This is a genomic window from Paenibacillus sp. D9, assembly GCF_001188365.1.
GTDB lineage: Bacteria > Bacillota > Bacilli > Paenibacillales > Paenibacillaceae > Paenibacillus_O > Paenibacillus_O humicus.
Genome location: NZ_JZEJ01000001.1, coordinates 3,464,096 through 3,483,959, shown reverse-complemented (window position 1 = coordinate 3,483,959; position 19,864 = coordinate 3,464,096). Strand labels below are relative to the sequence as shown.

The 19,864-nt window shown below is 61.6% G+C and carries 17 protein-coding genes; 11 read left to right on the top strand and 6 right to left on the bottom strand.

The annotated features are described in order from the left end of the window. Positions 1–108: 108 nt before the first annotated feature. The 6 genes from pruA (at position 109) to VE23_RS15625 (ending at position 5,994) form a co-directional block, all read left to right on the top strand. Complete coding sequence (pruA, locus tag VE23_RS15650; protein ID WP_048746866.1) at positions 109–1,656, top strand: L-glutamate gamma-semialdehyde dehydrogenase; 1,548 nt, start codon at positions 109–111, stop codon at positions 1,654–1,656. Positions 1,657–1,855: 199 nt separating this feature from the next. Then, positions 1,856–3,157, top strand: a complete 1,302-nt coding sequence (gene rpoN / locus VE23_RS15645; protein ID WP_049868485.1) for an RNA polymerase factor sigma-54 — start codon at positions 1,856–1,858, stop codon at positions 3,155–3,157. A 315-nt stretch (positions 3,158–3,472) separates the two neighbouring features. Further along, positions 3,473–3,949, top strand: coding sequence for a hypothetical protein (locus tag VE23_RS15640; protein WP_049868484.1), 477 nt, complete (start codon positions 3,473–3,475; stop codon positions 3,947–3,949). A gap of 19 nt (positions 3,950–3,968) precedes the next feature. Then, complete coding sequence (locus VE23_RS15635; RefSeq protein WP_048746861.1) at positions 3,969–4,661, top strand: DUF2306 domain-containing protein; 693 nt, start codon at positions 3,969–3,971, stop codon at positions 4,659–4,661. Between the two features lie 37 nt (positions 4,662–4,698). Next, positions 4,699–5,286, top strand: coding sequence for a TetR/AcrR family transcriptional regulator (locus tag VE23_RS15630; protein WP_021879021.1), 588 nt, complete (start codon positions 4,699–4,701; stop codon positions 5,284–5,286). A 48-nt stretch (positions 5,287–5,334) separates the two neighbouring features. After that, the gene (locus VE23_RS15625) at positions 5,335–5,994 is read left to right on the top strand and encodes a VC0807 family protein (RefSeq protein WP_049868483.1); all 660 of its coding nucleotides are present in this window, start codon (positions 5,335–5,337) and stop codon (positions 5,992–5,994) included. An 83-nt stretch (positions 5,995–6,077) separates the two neighbouring features. On the opposite strand, the gene VE23_RS15620 is transcribed toward VE23_RS15625, so the two are convergent. Next, positions 6,078–6,698, bottom strand: coding sequence for a DedA family protein (locus tag VE23_RS15620; protein WP_049868482.1), 621 nt, complete (start codon positions 6,696–6,698; stop codon positions 6,078–6,080). 394 nt (positions 6,699–7,092) lie between these two features. Then, positions 7,093–8,553 (bottom strand): catalase, encoded by a 1,461-nt coding sequence (locus VE23_RS15615; RefSeq protein ID WP_048745242.1) that lies wholly within the window; start codon positions 8,551–8,553, stop codon positions 7,093–7,095. A gap of 224 nt (positions 8,554–8,777) precedes the next feature. Between VE23_RS15615 and VE23_RS15610 the strand changes: the two genes are divergently transcribed. The 5 genes from VE23_RS15610 (at position 8,778) to VE23_RS15590 (ending at position 15,169) form a co-directional block, all read left to right on the top strand. Continuing rightward, the gene (locus tag VE23_RS15610; protein WP_049868481.1) at positions 8,778–10,085 is read left to right on the top strand and encodes an MFS transporter; all 1,308 of its coding nucleotides are present in this window, start codon (positions 8,778–8,780) and stop codon (positions 10,083–10,085) included. Beyond that, positions 10,060–10,974 carry a polysaccharide deacetylase family protein gene (locus VE23_RS15605; RefSeq protein WP_021879026.1) on the top strand — a complete coding sequence of 305 codons (915 nt, stop codon included), beginning with the start codon at positions 10,060–10,062 and terminating at the stop codon, positions 10,972–10,974. The genes VE23_RS15610 and VE23_RS15605 overlap by 26 nt, the downstream gene beginning before the upstream one ends. A 167-nt stretch (positions 10,975–11,141) precedes the next feature. Next, complete coding sequence (locus tag VE23_RS15600; RefSeq protein WP_083436308.1) at positions 11,142–12,737, top strand: HD domain-containing phosphohydrolase; 1,596 nt, start codon at positions 11,142–11,144, stop codon at positions 12,735–12,737. Positions 12,738–12,934: 197 nt separating this feature from the next. Beyond that, positions 12,935–14,050 (top strand): hypothetical protein, encoded by a 1,116-nt coding sequence (locus VE23_RS15595; protein WP_049868480.1) that lies wholly within the window; start codon positions 12,935–12,937, stop codon positions 14,048–14,050. A 9-nt stretch (positions 14,051–14,059) separates the two neighbouring features. Next, positions 14,060–15,169, top strand: a complete 1,110-nt coding sequence (locus VE23_RS15590; RefSeq protein WP_048745228.1) for a DNA alkylation repair protein — start codon at positions 14,060–14,062, stop codon at positions 15,167–15,169. A 208-nt stretch (positions 15,170–15,377) separates the two neighbouring features. Here VE23_RS15590 and VE23_RS15585 read toward each other — a convergent pair whose 3' ends face one another. From VE23_RS15585 to VE23_RS15570, 4 genes are all read right to left on the bottom strand, one after another. Continuing rightward, positions 15,378–16,652, bottom strand: coding sequence for an MFS transporter (locus tag VE23_RS15585; RefSeq protein ID WP_049868479.1), 1,275 nt, complete (start codon positions 16,650–16,652; stop codon positions 15,378–15,380). Positions 16,653–16,747: 95 nt separating this feature from the next. Then, positions 16,748–17,197, bottom strand: a complete 450-nt coding sequence (locus VE23_RS15580) for a MarR family winged helix-turn-helix transcriptional regulator (RefSeq protein ID WP_049868478.1) — start codon at positions 17,195–17,197, stop codon at positions 16,748–16,750. Between the two features lie 154 nt (positions 17,198–17,351). Further along, positions 17,352–18,284, bottom strand: coding sequence for a methylenetetrahydrofolate reductase (locus VE23_RS15575; RefSeq protein ID WP_049868477.1), 933 nt, complete (start codon positions 18,282–18,284; stop codon positions 17,352–17,354). A gap of 161 nt (positions 18,285–18,445) precedes the next feature. Beyond that, positions 18,446–19,810 (bottom strand): lytic polysaccharide monooxygenase, encoded by a 1,365-nt coding sequence (locus tag VE23_RS15570; protein WP_049868476.1) that lies wholly within the window; start codon positions 19,808–19,810, stop codon positions 18,446–18,448. Positions 19,811–19,864: the final 54 nt, after the last annotated feature.

The window sequence follows — 19,864 nt, the reverse complement described above, 5'->3', positions numbered from 1 at the left end:
AAGAGTTGAAGTTGGCATGAAACTTGCTTGAATACTTATGTTGAGAAACAAAAAAAGGAGCCGGCCATGCAGACGCAGGGCTGAGAACATATCCAAGGAGGCTGTACCATGAGAGAGGAATTTGTGAACGAGCCGTTTTCCAACTTCAAGGATGAAAAGACCGCCCAAGCCTACGACGAAGCTTTGAAAAAGGTGGAGGCCGAGCTCGGCCGAACCTATCCGGTCGTCATCGGCGGCGAGAAGATCGAAACAGGCAGCCTGCTCGATTCCATCAATCCGGCGGATACGAAGCAGGTTGTCGGCCGCGTCCACCAGGCGGACCGCGAGCTTGCGGAACGCGCCATCCAGACGGCATCCGACACGTTCAAGACTTGGAGGACGATGGCTCCGGAGTCCCGCGCCCGCTGCCTGTTCAAGGCTGCTGCGATCATGCGCCGCCGCAAGCATGAGTTCTCCGCGTGGCTGACGTTCGAATCGGGCAAAAACCGTGCGGAAGCGGATGCGGACACGGCCGAAGCGATCGACTTCATGGAATTCTACGCCCGTGAAATGCTGCGTCTGCACGCTCCTCAGCCGCTGACCCGCCTCGCGGATGAGGACAACGAGCTCTATTACATGCCGCTCGGAGTCGGCATCGTCATCCCGCCGTGGAACTTCCCGCTGGCCATCATGGCCGGCATGACGACGGCCGCGCTCGTATCCGGCAATACCGTCGTCCTTAAGCCTGCCAGCCCGACCGCGGTCATTGCGGCGAAGTTCGTGGAGCTGCTCGAAGAAGCGGGCGTTCCTGCGGGCGTCGTCAACTTTCTGCCCGGACCTGGAGGAGAAATCGGGGACTACCTCGTCGAGCATCCCCTGACCCGCTTCATCAGCTTCACCGGCTCCCGGGACGTGGGCCTGCGCATCAATGAGCGCGCGGCGAAGACGGCGCCCGGCCAGAAGTGGATCAAGCGCGTCATCGCCGAGATGGGCGGCAAGGACTCTATCGTCGTCGACTCCGACAGCGATCTCGACCTGGCGGCGGAAGCCATCACGGCATCGGCGTTCGGCTTCTCCGGACAGAAGTGCTCCGCCTGCTCGCGCGCGATCGTCCATGAGGACGTCTACGACACGGTGCTGGAGAAAGTAACGGCGCTGACGAAGCAGCTCCGGATCGGCAACCCGGCCGAGGCGGCTTCCCATATCGGTCCGGTAGTGGACGCGAACGCCTACCGCAAAATCCAGGAGTACATCGAGATCGGCAAGCAGGAGGGCCGGCTCGTGACGGGCGGCGGCACCGGCGATCCGTCCGGCTATTTCATCGAGCCGACGATTTTCGCCGACGTGGACTCCCAGGCCCGCATCGCGCAAGAAGAAATCTTCGGGCCGGTTGTCGCGTTCATCAAGGCGTCCTCCTTCGACGAGGCGCTCGAATTCGCCAACAATACGGATTACGGCCTTACTGGAGCGGTCATATCGCGCAGCCGGGAGAACCTGGAGAAGGCCCGCCGCGAATTTTTTGCCGGCAACCTGTACTTCAACCGCAAATGCACCGGCGCTCTCGTCGGGGTCCATCCGTTCGGCGGCTTCAACATGTCGGGCACCGATTCCAAGGCGGGCGGACGCGATTACCTGCTTCTGTTCACGCAAGCGAAGCTCGTATCGGAGAAAATGTAGCTTGTTCCTGAGAGCAGCAGCCGATTCGGGGACAAAGGCAGCTGTCCCTGAGGGAAAGCGGCCGATCCGGAGAGAAAGCGGCTCGTACCGGGGAAAGCGCAGTGGAATCAAAGCGGGGAGCGGGACTGTCATCGTCCGCTCCCCTTAGGTATACTGGGGGCATGAAGCGCCGCGAGAGTCTGGATCAAGGAGGCGGAGGATGATGATGACAGGACTGGAGCTGCGCCAGGAGCAGAGGCTCAGGCTGGCCGTAACGCCGGAGATCAGGCAATCGATCCATATGCTGACGCTGCCCGCATGCGAGCTGGACAGCTATGTGCGGGAGCTGGCTGCGGAGAATCCGGTTTTGGAGTACGAGGGCACCCGCGCCGGAGGCGCCTTGCGCAGCGGCCGTGCATCCTCCTTCCCCGGGAATCCGCTCTCCCGCGCTGCAGAGGCCGAGCCGACGCTGGAGGCTGAGCTGGCCGGCCAGCTGCGGCTGCTGTCTCTGCCTCGGCGCATCCATCAGGCAGCAGCTTATATGGCGGGCAACCTGAACGACGACGGTTATTTGCAGCTGGATCTGGGCGAGATCGCCTCCGAGCTGGGACTGGATCAGGCGGAGGCGGAGGAAGCGCTCCGGTGGCTGCAATCGCTCCATCCCGCCGGGGTCGGGGCGAGGAGCCTGCAGGAGTGCCTCCTGCTCCAGATCGCCCGCGACGACCGGAGCCCGGCGCTGGCCGCCGTGGCGGTGGAGCGGCATCTGGACCAGCTGGCCGGCCAAAAGTGGGAGGCCGTCTCGTCATCCCTTGGCCTGAGCCGATCCAAGGTCATCGAGATCCGCGATTATATCCGCGGCTTGAGTCCGCGCCCCTGCGCAGGCATATGTCCAGGCAAACCGCAGACCATCATTCCCGATGCCCGAATCGAGCGCATGCCCTCCGGCTTCCGCATCGAGCTCAATGCCTCCTGGGAGCCGCGGCTGTCGGTGGATTCCGGTTACGGCCGGCTGCTCGGAGACAGGCTGGGGGAAGCGGGGGCCTACCTGGAGGCGTGCTACCGGTCGGCCTATGGGATCATGCAGAGCCTGGAGAAGCGCAGGCGGACGATACGCAGAGTCCTTCAAGCGATCATGGACGGACAGCCGGGCTTTCTGGAAGCGGGCGCTTCAGCCCTTCGGCCGATGACGCTTGCGGATATCGCGGCCGTCGTGCATCTGCATGAGTCGACGGTCAGCCGGGCTGTCAGCGGCAAATACGTACAGACGCCGCACGGCGTGTTCAGCTTCCGCTCGTTCTTCTCCGCCAGCCTGTCCCCGGACGGCGGCGATGGGACCGCAGCTGCGGCCGCGAAGCAGCGTCTCAAGGCCATGATCGGCGCGGAGAACAAGGCGCATCCCTGGTCGGACCAGCAGCTCGCGGCTTTGCTTGAGGGAGAAGGGATTGCCTTGTCCCGCCGGACCGTAGCCAAATACCGGGAAGAGCTCCGAATTCCGGCTTCTTCGGTCCGGAAGCGCCGATAATCCAAGAAAAGAGCATGCCTGGAGGCATGCTCTTTTTTTTGCGCGGACAGAGGTAGCAAAGGGGAAGAAAGCGGAGAAGCGCGGAGCGTTCTGCGGCAGCGGAAGGATAGGGCAAAATAAATCGTTTCTTTCATCCCCTCTTGACAGACCGCTGGTCGGTTTGTATTCTAGTAACAACAGACCGCTGGTCGGTATGGAAATTTATTAAAGCCTAAAGGGAGAGATAAGACATGACGCAGCAGCAATGGGATTCGATCGGCCGCTACACTTCCTGTAGACCGGCCGGTTTGACTCGGAGAAAGGAGCTGAGCTAGCATGCCAGCCATTTTGTCGCCGATCGTCATCTCCCTTCTCTTTCTCCTGATGCTGCGATCGCAGCTGAAAACCAGACTATTGAGCGCCAGGCTGTTCGTTCTTCCCATGCTGCTGGGAGGCGCTCTCGCGGCTTCCTCCGGCACTGAGGCTGGAGAGGGAGAAGGTATTCTGCTGCTGCTGGAAGCTTTGATGGGGATAGGCATCGGCCTGCTTCAGGGCCATCTGAGCCTGATCTTCCAAGAGGGCTCTGTGTGGGTCATACGGGGCTCCGTTGCGGGCGCGGCAGTCTGGCTCTTTTCCATTCCTTTGAGGCTGGGCATCGAGCTCGGCGCGGCCAGCGCATTCGGGATTCCAATGGAGCTGTCGCATGAGCTTCCCTTCGTGCCTTATCTGCTTGGCATCGGGGGAATATTCCTTGGACGTGCCCTTCTCGTAGCGCTGCGCTACCCGCGGCAAATGGCCCATCAGTCCATATGAGGCAGGAGGAGATCGAAGAATGACGTTGAAGTCGAGAATGGGAATCTGGTCGCTCACTGCCGCCGCGCTGCTGCTCGTGTTCGGCTATGTGCTGGTGCAGTACGGCATTGCGGGAGCGAGGCAGGCGGGGTTCGTCAATTACAAGCTGCAGTCGGCGGGGTTCAGCTACACGCCGTGGATCTACATGCTGTATGTCCACATCGTCACGGCAAGCGCCGCCATGCTCAGCGGCTTGTACGCGCTGCTGCGCCCTGCGGCCGGGCAGGCAGGGCGGACCCGCTCGCCGTCCTTGAGAAGGGCGCGGCTGCACCGGCTCGCCGGTCGGATTTATGCGGTTTCCGTAGCGCTCAGCAGCCTGGCAAGCCTGTATCTGGCCTTCAAGGCCAGCGGTGGCCGGATCGCCGGCGCCGGCTTCCTCCTTATGGACGCATTATGGCTGGCAACGACGATTCATGGCGTCAGGCAGGCGATGCTTGGCCGCATCGGGAAGCACCGCCGCTGGATGATCCGCAGTTATGCCCTGACCTTTTCAGGCGTATCCCTGCGTGTCCTGCTGGGACCTCTGGTGCTGCTGCTCGGCTCCTTCACTCCGGCTTACCAGGCTGTGAGCTGGCTGTGCTGGCTCGTCAATCTGGCCGTCGCCGAGTGGATCATCCGCAGATCGAAGGGGCGCGACGTTGGGTTGACCGGACCGACGGTTGGTATACAATGAGAAGACCATAACCGACAGCTGAAGGAGAGGACGATATATGAACGAACCCGCAAGCCGAACCTCCAGCTTCCAGCTCATTTTGGATACGGCGGAGCAGATCATTCAGGAGAAGGGCTGCCGCCAGACGACGATGCAGGACATCATCGACCGCTCGGGGCTGTCGAAGGGCGCGATCTATCATTACGTATCGGGCAAGGACGAGCTGTTCGGCCTGATTCTGAAAGCCAAGATGGACCGGATGAACGAGAGCTTCAAGCAATCCGTATCGGAAGCGCCCAAAGGAGAGGCGACTCCTCCCATCCGCATGATCTCGGAGGCGATCCAGCGCAATACGGACCGGAATGCCGTCACCAACAAAATCTTTACGTATCTGCTCAGCCAAATCGACAATCCCAAAATCGAAGCCATGATGAACGAGCTTCACCGGTTCAATCTGGAGCTCAGCCGCCGCTGGATCGAGACCGGCCAACAGGCAGGGGCGATTCCGGGGGAGATCGACGCCGCGAAGATGGCCGGACTGTTCATCGTATTCAGCTATGGCATGCGGACGCTGGGGACGCTGGAACAAGAGGACGGATTGGCGTCGGCAGACATCTTTTCGCTGATCTCAAAGGCGCTTCGCTGATTCATCATGCAGCTTAAGTTCATTCGACAACGGGAGTGGATGGATTGGATGGCGGGTTCGAGAGTCAGGGCTCTGCGCCGGATTCCTGCCGGAGCGGCGGCGACGATCTTAATGAATGCGGTTTTGCCTTTTATGGCGTATCGTATCCTGAGCGAGGGCATGACCGGGCTGCAGGCGCTGCTGATCGCGACCTGCCTCCCGCTGCTGGAGCAGCTGTGGCATTTGACGCGGCGCAGAAAGCCGGACGCATTCGGCCTGCTTATGGCCGGGCTCTTCGTGCTGGGAGCGGGAGCGGCGCTGGCCGGAGGCGGCGAGCGGGCCGTGCTGCTGCGCGAGTCGCTGGTCACGGGAGCTGCCGGAGCCGCTTTCCTGCTGTCTCTGGCAGGACGGCGTCCGCTCGTCTACCGGCTGGCGGCGAGGTTCGTGCCGGCGGAGGATGCCGCAGCGATGGAGCAGAGATGGGAGCTTGCGGAATACCGCCGGGCCTCGCGGGTGTCGACCGTGTTCTGGGGAGGGCTGCTGCTGTCGGAAAGCCTGCTGAGGACAGGGCTGGTTTTCGTTCTGAGCGTCGAGACTTTTTTGGCCGTATCCGGCCTGCTCCTATATGGCGGGCTTGGACTTGGAGCCTTATGGAGTATGGCATACCGCCGGCGTACGCTGAGACGAATCGGCGCGGAGAGAGCCGGGCTGAAGGCTTCGGAAGCATGATGGAGTTAGCAGGACGAGGACTTGACGGCAAAAAAGCAGGAGGGGGCGAGGCCCCTCCTGCTTTTTTTGGCGATGCAGCGTCGTCAGCGGCGGCTCCTGCTCCTGCTCCGGCTGCGGTAGAACAAATAGACGGCTGCGGCGGCGCCTGCGGCGAGCAGTCCATAAACGACGTTGGAGAAGACGTCCATGAACCCGACGACCGATTCCCAGGAAGCTCCGACGGATGCGCCGACGCTTACAAGCACGATATTCCAGATGAGCGAGCCGATCGTCGTATACAGCAGGAACAGGGGCAGATTCATGCCCGACATGCCGGCCGGAATCGAGATCAGGCTGCGCACGAGCGGCACGAGCCGGCAGAGCAGCACCGCCCATGGGCCATAGCGGTCGAACCAGCGGTCGGCCTTGCGCACATCCTCCGGCTTGAGGCGCAGCCAGCGGCCGTACCGTTCGACGATCCGCTCCAGCCGCTCGGCATGGAGCCAGGCGCCGATTCCGTATAGGATCAGCGCTCCGGAGACGGAGCCGATCGTGGCGGCGATGACCACCCCTGTCACGGTGAGGCTGGGCTGTGTCGTCATGAATCCTCCGAACGTAAGAATGACCTCGGAGGGAATCGGAGGGAACAGGTTCTCGAGGGCGATCAGCAGCGCGACGCCGGCGTAGCCGAACTTGTCCATGACCTCCGTAATCCAGGCTTCCAAAAAAGCGCACTTCCTTTCGGGAGTCCCGCCTCGGGCGGCGGACATTGGTTTCCCCTTATACGCTTGATGCCGCCGCTTGGATTCAGAAGATGCTTCCATGGCGGCCGCTCGTCTCAGCCCCGCTCGATCGATGAACAACATCGAATGTTGCTGGAGGATGCTTCAAGCTGTCGCAAGCAAGCCGGTTCCATACTGCATGAGGCTCAAATGTCGGGCTTCCATTCTGCACTCCAGAAGAACGGATTCCTCTTGTTCATCGAAAAAAAGGGCAGCCGCCAGTCCTGTTCAAGACTGGCGGCTGCCCTTTATACCGTTCCGAGGGGTTGGGGAAATAGGCTATCTATGTCCAAGGCGCTGTCTCCCGCCGGGTGGCGGAGGGAGACAGGAGGCCGAATCAGCCCAGATGCTGGAGATAAGGAGTGAGATCGACGCCCAGCTCCGCGGACAGCCGCTTGCCGAGCTCGGCATCGGCGCGGAAGAAGTTGCAGATCGCGCGCAGCTGTGTGGACGCCTCGACGGAGGCGAGATCGGCGGACAGGTTGCGGACAAGCGCATCCTGCTCGGCCGGGGAGTAGCGGCGGAACACTTGGCCGGCCTGGCCGAAGTCGTTGGTCTTGGCGATGCGCTGGCGTCCTGCGGCAGCTCCGGCTTCGAGAGGAGCGGCAGCTTCGGCATAGGCCGGATCCGGCTGAGGCGCGTCGAGGTGGCGGCTCGGCTCATAATTGACGGAGCCGCTGAACTTGCCGTGCTGCATGGCGCCGTCACGCTGGTTGTTGCTCACCTGGGCGAACGGGCAGTTGACCGGCAGCTGCAAGTAGTTCGGTCCGATCCGGTAACGCTGCGTATCGGAGTAGGAGAAGAGGCGTCCTTGGAGCAGTTTGTCCTCGGACGGCTCGATGCCCGGGACGACGACGCCGGGATTGAAGCCGACCTGCTCCGTTTCGGCAAAGACGTTGTCGGGATTGCGGTTCAGCTCCATCGTGCCGACATGCACGTAAGGGATATCCTCCTCGAACCAATCCTTGGTCGGATCGAGCGGATCGAAGTCGAAGGAATCGAGATCGGCCGGATCGAGGATCTGGACGAACAGATCCCATTCCGGGAAGTCGCCGCGGTTAATGGCGTCGATAAGGTCGCGCGTGGCGTGGTTGAAGTCGCGGCCCTGAATCTCCGACGCCTGCTCGGCGCTGAGGCTGCGCACGCCTTGCTTCGGCACCCACCGCAGCTTGGTGTACACGCGGTTGCCATGCTCGTTCACCCATTTGAACGCATGGACGCTGGAGCCGCGCATCTCGCGGTAGTTCGCGGGAATGCCTTCGTCGGAGAACAAATGCACCAGCATGTTGGTGGACTCGGGAGTCAGCGACATGAAATCCCAGTAGCGGTCGGCTGTCTGCAGGTTCGTGCTTGGATCCGGCTTCAGGGAGTGGACCATGTCCGGGAACTTCATCGCGTCGCGGATGAAGAAGACCGGCAGGTTGTTGCCGACAAAATCGTAGTTCCCCTCCGTCGTATAGAACTTGACGGCGAAGCCGCGAGGATCGCGCAGCGTCTCGGGGGAATGCTGGCCGTGGATGACGGTGGAGAAGCGGACGAAGACCGGCGTCTCGGTTCCGGCATCCTGCAGGAACGCCGCCTTGGTCCAGCGCTTCATGCTGGCCGCCGTGCGGAATACGCCATGCGCGCCTGCGCCGCGGGCATGGACGACGCGCTCAGGCACGCGTTCCCGGTCGAAATGGGCCAGCTTCTCCAGCAGCTGGTAATCCTCCAGCAGCGTCGGGCCGTTCTGTCCGGCAGTTCTGGAATTCTGGTTGTCTCCGATCGGGACACCCTGGTTCGTCGTAAGTCTGTTCATCGCAAGCTCCCCTTCCTTCGGCTCGAATTTTTCGGCATAAGCGCCCATGTATGAGTTCATTCTGTTGCCATAAACTTTATACGTTTCTAATTTGATAGTCAATACTTTTTTATAATGATTATAATAAACTTATGGAAGGATTTTTCTGGAAGACCGTGAAGTAATATAGAGCATCGGGAGCCGCTGCGGAGCTGCCGCAATTCCATCAGCCGGGAGTGTGAATCATGTCGTCCAAACGCGTGAATTCCACCTTTATGTACGCGCTAGGAATGTTCGCCATCATGGTGCCCAGCCAGGCTTTCACGTCGTTCTACAGTTATTACTACGTGGAGAAGCTGGGGCTCGGCATCGGTCTTGCGACGCTGGCCCGATCGGTCTATCTCGTATGGGATGCGGTCAACCAGCCGCTTCTCGGCTACTGGTCCGACCGGACCCGGTCTCCCCGAGGCCGGCGCAAGCCCTGGCTCTATGGAGGACTCCCCGCATTCGCCATCCTGTTCGTGCTGATGTTCTCCGTCCCGCCCGGGCTGTCCGGAGCCTCGGCTGCCGGAGAGCTGTTCTGGTGGTTTCTGATCGTGCTGATTTTGTTCGAGAGCGCTTCATCCGTCCTTTGGGTCAATTACGGCTCCCTCCTTCCCGAGCTGTTCGCCGGAGCCGCGCTCCGGGCCAAAGCCTCCGCCGTCCAGCAGAGCTTCCAGATGCTGGCCATCCTGATCGGCACGGCGGCCACGCCGCTGCTGTTCAAAGCGGTCGGCTTCAGCGGCATGTCTGTCGCATACGCCGCTCTCTTCCTTCTATGCATGCTCGTCTTTCTGAAGCATCTGCAGGAGAGCCCCGCAGCCCGCGTCCCGTCTCCGCTGCCGCTGCGGCAAGCTTTCCGCGAAACGCTGCGCAACCGCAATTTCTGGATTTTCCATCTGGCGAATTCGTTCGCCCAAACGGTGAACGGGCTGCTCAGCTCCATGATTCCGTTTTATGCCAAGTATGCCCTGCATATTCCGGAGAGCCAGGTTTCCATTCTGCTTGCCTCCGTATTCGTTTCCGTCATTCCGCTGGTCGCGGTCTGGTATCTCATTGCCCGGCGTCTCGGCGGCTTGCGCAGCTGGCGGCTGTCGCTTGCCGTGTACGGAGTCACGGCGATTCCGCTCTGGTTCGCGGGAAGCCTGGGGACGGGGATCGCGGCGGGAATCTCGATCGGCTTCGGTCTGGCCGGATTTCTGGTGACTCCGGCGGTGCTGAACGGGCATATCATCGATCAGGATGCGGAGCGCACCGGGCGGCGGCGGGAGGGGGTCTATACCGCAGTCGGAGGGTTCATCAACCGTTCCAGCGGGCTCATATCCGCTGTGGCTTTCTGGATTGTAGGCCGCATGTTCGGCTATGTCAGCGGCCATGACCCGGGACCGGATCCGGAGCAGGCCTTCCGCTGGCTGATCAGTCTCGTGCCGTTCGGCCTCATGGCCGTATCGCTGGCGATATCATTGCTGTACCGGGAGGAGAAGCGGCATGGGGAGCAAAAAGCTGATTCTTAACTGCGACGACTTCGGCCAAAGCCGGGCCGCCAACGAAGCGATCATTTGCCTGCTGGAGGAGAAGCTTGTCTCTTCGGCCACAATCATGGCGCCTGCCCCTGCATTTTCCGAGGCGGCGGCATGGTGCAGGCGGACCGGCGCCGTCAATATCGGGGCCCATCTGACCTTCACGAGCGAATTTCCCGGGTACAGATGGGGCAGCCTCACCGGAGGCAGGTCTCTGCAGGACGCGGAAGGGTACTTGCATCTCACCGTGGAGGCGTTCGAACGCCGCGTCGATGCGCGCGAGCTTCGCACGGAGATGAGGGCGCAGTTCGATGCGATCCGGGAGGCGGGCATCCCGGTCTCCCATGCGGACAATCACATGGGCAGTCTGTTCGGCCTCGCTACGGGCAGAAGCTTTCTCCCGATGGCGCTGCGGGAATGCTCGCGGAGAAGGCTGCCGTACCGGTTGTTCCGCCGGATCTGGGAGCGGGATCAGTTCCTGGCTTCGATACCGGGAGCCCAAGGAATATTGGATAAGGTCCTCGTGCTGGCGGATGCCTTGAATGTTCCCGTTCCCGACTATCTGGTCAGCCATTCCTATCATGCGGAGCCCGGAGAGACGTACGATTCCTTCAAGGAGATGATGATTCGCAAGCTGTACGCCCTGCCGGAAGGCATTGTCGAGACGTATATCCATCCCGCCGTGCCCGATCCGGCGATGGCCGCCATCATACCTTCCTGGGAAAAACGGGAGTGGGAATTCCTGCTTCCGCAGGACGCCGACTTCCGTTATGCGATCCGGGATGCCGGCATCGAGCTGACGACTTATGCGGAAGTCGACCGGGTGCAGCGTCAGCCGAGGCTGCGCTCCTGGTGCCGTCTTTGGCGCTTATTAGGAAAATAAGCAAGAAAAGGCTATTATTCGACAAACAATCATTAATTTCGCCAAAATCTAACAAAATACAACTCTACGGGCGATAATAAGGAGAGCAATAGGTCCGGCACTGAGGCTGGGACCCTCTTCGCTCATGTAAGGTGCTCCGAGGCAAGGCGCACGGAATCGAGGTCTTCATGTTGTCCAGCAGCTACCGTCATTTTCAACGGAATCTTATCCGCAATTATTGGGCTGGCTCTCTCCTGGCCGTTTTGGGTGTAGGAGGAGCTGTCATATGGATTACGCTCGGCGTCGAGGGCGAGCAGCTGGCCGTTGTGACCGCCGTGCTGCTCGTATCCTTGCTGATCATGGGATCGTTGGAGGGACTTGTGTTCCGCAGCCATCTGAAGCCGATCCGCAAGCTGTTCATGGCGGATCAGTTCAGTGAAACGGAGATCCGCGCAGCTTATCTGAGAGCCCACCGCCTGCCGATGCTCGCCGTGTTGCGAATCATAGGGCCGCATTTGTTCGGCTTCATAGTACCCGCTCTCATCTTGGCCTCCATCAGCGTGGAATTCGGCTGGCTTACCCTCAAGCCCTACTTCCTGAGCATTGCCGCGATCGCTTCGTTTCTCGTCGCCTGCCTGCATGCGCTCGTGGAATTTTTCCTGACGGTCCAAGCGGTAAGGCCGGTGCTTGTGCAAATCCGCGACTGTGCCGTCAAGGCGGGAATCAGCGGCCTGTCGCTTGAAGGCAAGGTGCTGGTGCCGATCCAGCAGAAATTCCAACTGAGCGTATTCGTCATCGGAACGCTGCCCGTCATCCTGTTCCTGCTCTCCACGCAGATCCGCCAGACTGTCCACGGCAGCGGCCATCACAATCAGGATTGGGGCTGGTCGGGATTCGTCCTGATCGTCAGCCTGGGCTTCGCTTCCTTTGCCGCCTGGCTGCTCGGTCGCAACATCAAGCAGCCGATCGAGGAGCTGTACGGGACGATGCAGCAGGTCCGCCGAGGCGATCTGGGCGCTACCGTTCCGGATCTGTACTCGGATGAATTCTCCCGGCTCGTCGACGGGTTCAACGATATGATCCGCAGCCTGGAGGAGCGCGCCAAGATGAACGAGCAGCTGCTGCAGAGCTACTTCTCGACGCTTGCCGCCGCGCTCGATGCCCGTGATACCTATACGGCGGGCCATTCCGACCGGGTGGCGGGGTACGCGCTCATGATCGGACGCTCCGCCGGCCTGAATGCATGGACGCTAGATGCGCTGCACAAGACCGCTCTCCTGCATGATATCGGCAAGATCGGGGTCCGGGACAGCGTGCTGCTCAAGGAAGGCCGCCTGACCGACGAGGAGTTCGACCAGATCAAGCTCCATACCGTAATGGGCGAGAACATCCTGAGGCAGATCGAGCCTGCCGAGGCGATGGCCGCCTTCCTGCCCGGCGTCCGATCCCATCATGAACGCTATGACGGCCAAGGGTACCCGGACGGCCTGAGCGGGATGGATATTCCGATGATGGGCAGAATCATCGCCGTGGCCGACGCCTTCGATGCGATGACTTCCGACCGCCCTTACAGGCGCGGGATGCCGATCGACCGTGCGCTCCGGATTCTGGAGGAAGGCAGCGGCACCCAGTGGGACCCGGAGTATGCCAAGCTGTTCATCGATGCGATGGGCGGAGTGGGTCAATCCGGCACGTCCGATTCGGATTCTTCCGCTCGCGCAGGCGGGCTTTTGCCCGGCGGGAAAATGGAAGAACGGGGACTGGGGAAGCGGAAGAGCTCCTGACGGAGCAAGGTTTTCGGCAATCGGCCGGGCGGGCAGCCCGGTTTTTTTGCATTTCCGCTCTACTAGCCGGATTTCGGCGTCTAACGCTTGAGGCGAGGCTGCGTTGATGAATTTTTTGTTTCCTGACAACAAGCTGTCAGCATTGCATGGGTATAATGGGAAGAAGATCGGCATGAGGAAAAGCGGGGAGAAGAAAAATGGCGGGAATGGACCATGCCGGATGGGAACGGTATCGCGGCAGCAGCCCGCTGCAGAGAGCGGATTGCGGCGGAGAAGGCAGCAGCCGATGGAGCTGGCCCGCTCAAGGCTCGGCCATGGCTGAGCTCGGCGGTTATGGGCTGCAAGGGCTGGATCGCCTGCGCCGCCCGGATGCGTTCGTCCGTGCGGCGGAAGTGATGGCGTCGTTGCCGGAGCGGGACCGGTACGAGCGCGGCGAGCTGCTTGTCCCCGGCTTGCTGCTGAAGAGCTCGGGGAGACTGCAGGAATATTACGCTCCCCATAATGAAATCGCAAGCAGCCGGGCGAAAGTTCTGATTGCCGGACTCACTCCCGGCTGGAGGCAGATGGAGATCTCGCTTCGGACGATGCGCCGCGCCTTGCTCGATGGCCGGGATGCCCCCGGGGCTTGTCTGATGGCCAAGCGGGAAGCGAGATTCGCCGGATCGATGCGGCGCGACTTGCTGGCCATGCTGGAGCGGCTCGGCCTTCCCGGCAAGCTGGCGGAATGGGAAGCGGCGGAGAGCGCGGCTCGTGAACCGGCTGGCAAGCATTCGCCAGCCTCCGACGGGCTTGCTGGTTCTCCGGCCGGCCTTGACGGGCATGAGGCTGCGGATGGAATGAAGGAGCAGAATTCTGCCGCGCAGGCACACCTGCATTTCTCGGCAGGGGAGCCGTTTGCCCTGCTGGATCACCGCTTGGTCCATACGACATCGGTGCTGCCTTGTCCGGTATTCATGGACGGGGCGAATTACTCGGGCCATCGTCCGCCGCTGAGACGAAGCCCGCTGCTGGCCGAGATCATGATTGGCCATATGGGGACCGAGCTGAGCTCGATGCACAAGCCTCTGATCATTCCCCTCGGCCGCGCCGTCGAGGAGGCGCTGCGGCTGCTTGCCGCAGACGGATGGCTTTCCGAAGCTCAAGTGCTCTGGGGCTTTCCGCATCCGTCGGGCGCCAATGGCAGCCGCCATTCGCAGTTTGAAGCCGCACTGCCCGGCATGCTGGAGCGCATGCGGGATTTCAAGCCGGATTTTGCCTATCAGTCTCCTGCAATGGGAGCTGAGCGGTCTTTATTAAACCTAGAGGAGTTGTGAAGCCGAACGATGGAGCCGCTGCGCAATTTGTACACCGATGAGAAGCTTGAAGCCGTCGCGGATACGCTCCGCAAGCTGGAGCCGGCCTTTCCGGCGGGACGGTTCATGGACCTGGTTCACCGCGACCCCTGGGGGGAGGCTCCGTTCAAGGAAAGGATGAGGCTCGTCACGCTCGCGCTGCGGGACACGCTGCCGGAATCGTACGAAATGGCTCTGCATCTCTTATGTCAGGCGGCGAAAGAGTTCCGTGGCGTCGAATATATCTTCTTTCCCGATTTCATCGAGCTTAGAGGCATGGAGAAGCCGGAGCATGAGCCGGCCTCCCTCGCGGCATTGGCCGAGATCAGCCGGTATTCGACATCGGAATTCGCGATTCGTCCGTTCCTGCAACGCCGCCCGGAGGCCGTCATGGAGCGGCTCGCGCTCTGGTCCAAAAGCCCCGACGAGCATGTCAGGAGGCTCGCAAGCGAAGGCTGCCGCCCGCGGCTTCCTTGGGGGACGAGGCTGCCCGTGTTCGTCCGGAATCCCGAGCCTGTGCTCAGCCTGCTGGAGACAATGCTGGACGATGCCAGCGAATATGTCAGGCGCAGCGTTGCCAACAATCTCAACGATATCGCCAAAGACCACCCGCAGCGGGTGCTGGAGCTGGCTGTCCGCGAGATCGGAAGCTCGGCCCGGACGGACTGGATCCTGAAGCACGGCTGCCGCACCTTGCTCAAGCAGGGATTGCCGGAGGCGCTGGCGCTGTTCGGCTATCCGGCCGCGGCCGATGCCGGCGTGGAGCGGTTCCGCATCCTGACGCCGTCGGTAGAGTTCGGGGGCGAGCTTGAATTTTCCTTTGAAGTGCACAATCGGGGAGAATATTCCGTGCCGCTGCGGATCGAATATGAGATCGGCTTCGTCAAGGCAAGCGGCAGCCTCTCGGGCAAGCGGTTCAAGCTGTCGGAGCGCAGCTACCCGCCGGGAATTTCCGCCGTCGCCCGGCATCATGCCTTGAAGCCGATCACGACCCGCCGCTACTACCCGGGCGTCCATGCCCTGAAGGTGCTGGTCAACGGCGTCGAGCTCGCGGCCGGACCGTTCGAGCTGACGATGCCGGCGGCAGAAGCGCGCGCATAATCCGAAAGCCCGGCTATGGATGAAGGTCATCCGCAGCCGGGCTTTCTTGCCGTGATCCCACTATGCAGGCTCCCGCCTTGGAGCCAGAGGCCGGGGAGCCGGTCGCCGGCCGTCCGCAAGGCCGACTATAGGGAGGCGGAGGCTCAGGAATAAGGACCAGAGGCGAGGAGCAGGCTGGGGCCGTGCTTTAATCTCTTTTCAAGCCTATTCAAGCCCCCAGGCTGCCGCTAACCGTTCCGGCGGCCCGGATACGGACGGCCATGAGAGCCGCGAACAGGCAGGCGAAGCCAGCCATCGCGAATGCGACGGTATAGCTGCCCATGAAATCCCGGATCAGGCCGGCGCCATAAGCGGCCGTTGAAGCGCCGATCTGGTGGAAGACGACGATCCAGCCGAAGATCATGCCGGATCTCTCTTTGCCGAACGCCTCCGCGGCCAGCTTGACGGTGGGAGGGACCGTGGCGATCCAGTCCAGTCCGTAGAAGACGGAAAAGATCAGCAGGTTGACGGGGCTTGCATGGAGGGCGTATGGCAGGAAGAGCAGGGACAGTCCGCGCAGCCCGTAGTACCAGAACAGCAGCCGGCGGCTGTCGAACCGGTCGGACAGCCAGCCCGACAAGGTCGTCCCGACGAGGTCGAACATGCCCATGAGCGCCAGCAGCCCGGCGGCCGTCACGGCGGCGATGCCGGCATCGCCGCAGGCGGGAATGAGGTGGGTGCCGATCAGGCCGTTGGTCGAGAACCCGCAGAAGAAAAAGGTGCCGGAGAGCAGCCAGAACACCGGCGTCCGGGCCGCATCGCGCAGCGCCTGCAGCGGGCCGAGGAACACATTGCCGCGGAACGGTTCTGGCGGCGATGTGTCGTCGGATCCGTAAGGGGCGAGACCAGCCTGATGAGGATGGTCTTTCATGAACAGGGCGACGAGCAGCAGGACGGCAATGACCGCCGCGACCGCCGCAAGCACCGCCGTTCTCCATCCGGAGCCGACGGTGATCTTCGCCAGCAGCGGCAGGAACAGCAGCTGGCCGGTGGCGGCGCTGGCGGTCAGCATGCCGACGACGAGTCCGCGGCGCTTGACGAACCACCGGCTGGCGACGGTCACCCCGAGCACATTGGCCATCATGCCGGTGCTGAGGCCGGACAGGACGCCCCACAGCAGCTCGAATTGCCATAGGCGGGTGATGAACGGAGTCAGAGCCAGGCTTGCGGCGAGAGCGGCCAGAGAGAGCACAACGACACGCTTGATGCCGAATCGGAGCAGGAGGGCGGCCGAGAAGGGGCCGGCCAGTCCGTAGAGCAGGATTCCGATGGAGACGACGCCCGAGATGCTGCCCCTGCTCCAGCCGAATTCGTTCTGGAAGGGGAGCATGAACAGGCTCGGCATGGAGCGGACGCCTGCGGACACAAGCAGCGTGACGAATGTGACGGCCAGCACGAACCAGCCGTAATGGAGCGGCTTTGCTTGCGGAGGATTGAGGTTCAAGAATCAGACCGCCTTTAATTTTAGTTGTACATACAATATATGAAAACGAATCTCCGCAAGTCTTGCAGCTTGGCGAAGTCCGGATTTAAGGGCGGTTATTCCAGCGTTCCGCTGGCGGTCTTCAAATCTTCCGACAGCTTGCGGGCCATCTCGGGTCCGAGCAGCTCCTCGTAGCGGACGCGAAGGCTGCGGGAAGCCTCGACGATCGTATCGCCAAGCTCCAGTCCTTTGGGCGTCGGATAGACGCGGACGGTTTTGCCGTCGACACGGCGCTCGGCAAGCCGCCGAATCTCCAGCTTGTCGATGAAGCGGGTCAGAGTGGAGGGCGCGATGGAGAGCTTGGAGGCCAGCTCCTTCTGCGAGATGCCCGGCGATCCATTGACGAGGCGGATGACATAGCCGTACATGGGCGTCAGTCCGGTCGGCGCAAATTCCTCCTCCGCCATTCGGGTGATGGCGCGTCCGAGACGGTTGGCGGTGAAGAACAGGCATGTATCCAGGAAGCCGTCATCCGGTCCCTGTTGAGCTTGAGGATTGGTATCCATGGATCAACCATCTCCTTTCAATTTTGTATGTACAACGAATATAATGGGGTAGGGCTTCGCTGTCAATGGGCGCGGACGGCACAATGAAAAAAAGAGCGCCGAGGCGCTCTTCGTCCTGCAAACCCGCCAGCTGCCTTCTGCCTGAGGCAGGGCTTCAGCGTCTCATATCGGATTTGATGTCCTTCACCAGCTGAATGGAAGCTTCGATCTCGACCTTGCGGGTCGATACGCTCTCGATGCTGCAGCCGATCGGGATGCCCTTCTCCAGGCCGAACTGATACAGCTCGCGGAAGGTCTCCCGCGAGAGCTGGACCGATTTGTCCAGAATATCGTGGGAATGAATCAGCTCGTTCTCGAGCCACTTGGGGATGCTGATGCCGAGCCACTTCATGAACTCCAGCGTTTTCGCGGAGCCGCATGGCGCCAGATTGAACAGAATCGGCGCCATGCCGATGCCGTTGTCGCGGCAGTGGTAGTAGTAGTCGGACAGAAAGCTTTTGGACGCCTCCACGTCGTAGGTCGCCTGGGAGATGAAGAAGGCGCAGCCGGACTCCTGCTTGTGGAGCGCGCGCAGATGCTCGTCTCCCTTGCCCCGGTGCCGTTCCGGGATGACGACGCCGCCGAGCATCAGCTTCTCGTTCAAGCTGGTGCCCAGACGATAGGCTTCGGGCAGCTTGACCTGCACCTGCTGCCTGCTCGACGAGGCGCCGACGAACACCGAATAACGCTGCTCGTCGCGGTTCTGGTGAATCCATTCCTCCAGCTCGCTTCGGCTCCCGCCGGCGACGCAGTGGTAGATGACAGCCGGAAGGCCGAGCTCCTGCTGGAGATAGTCCCGATAATAGGCGGTCGGATCAAGCGAGGCCAGATAGGGGAAGGGCCGGTCCTTGTCGGTGCGCTGGGCTTCGTCCTGGACGTCGTACAGCACGAGGCCGTCGAGGCCGATGCCCTGCAGACGCTCGATCTGCTTGTCGGCGATTTCCCTCACCTTCTCCGCCGGATGCGTATTTTTGGGCGGGGTCATGCCGTAGGTGATGATGCCGCTCTGCCGGCTCAGCAGCTTGTCCTTAAGGGTGGGGGTACTCATGAAGGGCCTCCTTGTGCCGCGCTTGCTAGTCTTTTACCTAGTTTAGCACTTCGAATACCTGTCTTGATATTCCTTTTCCGAATAGCTGGTTATAGGCCGAAAAAGCCCCTGCCGGAGGCAGGGGCTCTTCGCTATTCTCCTTTTTTGGATCGGAAGCCTCGTCAGGTTTGCAGCAGCCACAGGGCCGGCGTCGATGGCGGCTCCCAACCTGTCAGGGAGGTGTGGTTCTGGCGGCAGGAATACGTCTTGCCGCCGTAAGTGACGAGATCGCCTATTTTATAGGCGACGCCAGCGGCCCAGGCTTGAGGGCCGGTCGGCGGCGTCGTGGAGTCGGAAGTCTTGCCGGCAACGGTCGCCGACGGGCTGACGTTGCCGGCCGCATCGACAGCCTGCACGCTCAGAGTGTAGGAGGTGCCGGCGCTGAGGCCGCTCACCTTGTACTCGAGCGTCGTACCGGAGACGGTGGCGACCAGGGTGGAGCCGTTGTAGATGCGGTAGCCGGTGACGCCTACGTTATCCGTCGAAGCGCTCCACATGAGCGAGATGCTGGAGGCGTCGAAGGTATGGATATGAAGGCCGCCAGGCACGGTCGGAGCCGTCGTGTCCGGCGTGGAGCCCGTCGGCGTCGTGACGTTCAGGGGGGCGCTGGAAGCGCTGGCGTTGCCTGCGGCGTCAACGGCCTGGACCGTGAAGCTGTAGGCGGTGCCGGCCGTCAGGCCGGTTGCCGTGTAGGTCGTCGTGGAGCCGGACACGGTGGCCAGCAGCGTCGTGCCGCGATAGACTTTGTAGCCGGTAACGCCGACATTGTCGGAGGAGGAGTTCCAGGCGAGGCCTACGCTGGTGGAAGATACCGTCGTGGAGCGCAGGTTGCCCGGGACAGATGGAGCTGTCGTGTCGGCCGGCGTGCCGCCGCCGTTCGTCAGGTTGACGTCGATGGCTTGGTAGAAGGCGTTGCCGGTGTCCGCGATTTCCCAGACGCCGAGGATGACGTAGTAGCCGCTGCGGTCGGTCGGCACGCTGCAAGTATGCGTGACGGTGGCTTCAGGCTGCTTGCCTGTATCCTTGATGTAGCAGAACTGCTCCAGATCCGCTCGGGCGATCGCCTTGTTCGGATCCCAGCCTTTTTTGGTGATGTAGTATTTCCATTCGGCCGTGGCATGGCGGGCCGTCAGCTTCCACGTGAACGTGTTCGTGCCGCCGCTCAGGTTGACTTTGCTCCAGCGCGTCGCGGATTGCACATTCATCTCCGGGAAGGCGCCTGCGCCCGTAATTTGGCCGTCGGCCGGGCCGCCTGTCGGGAAGTTGCCTTTGGCCTCAAGACTCTGAGGCTCGTACTGAATCGCGCCGCAGCCGGTGTTGACGCCGGTGCTGCACAGCTTGGAGCGGCTGGACGGGGAATCGATATAGCCATGCGCGGAGGCGCTTCCAGCAAAGGCTTTGGCGCAGGCGAGGGCCAGCAGCATCAACGCGAAAGCGGCTGCCAGCTTCCAGATGAACATGCGGCTGTCATTCATTCGTACACTCATTAATCATGCCTCCTGTAAGATGGATAAATGAAGTTCCTTCTGTCTGATCCGTGG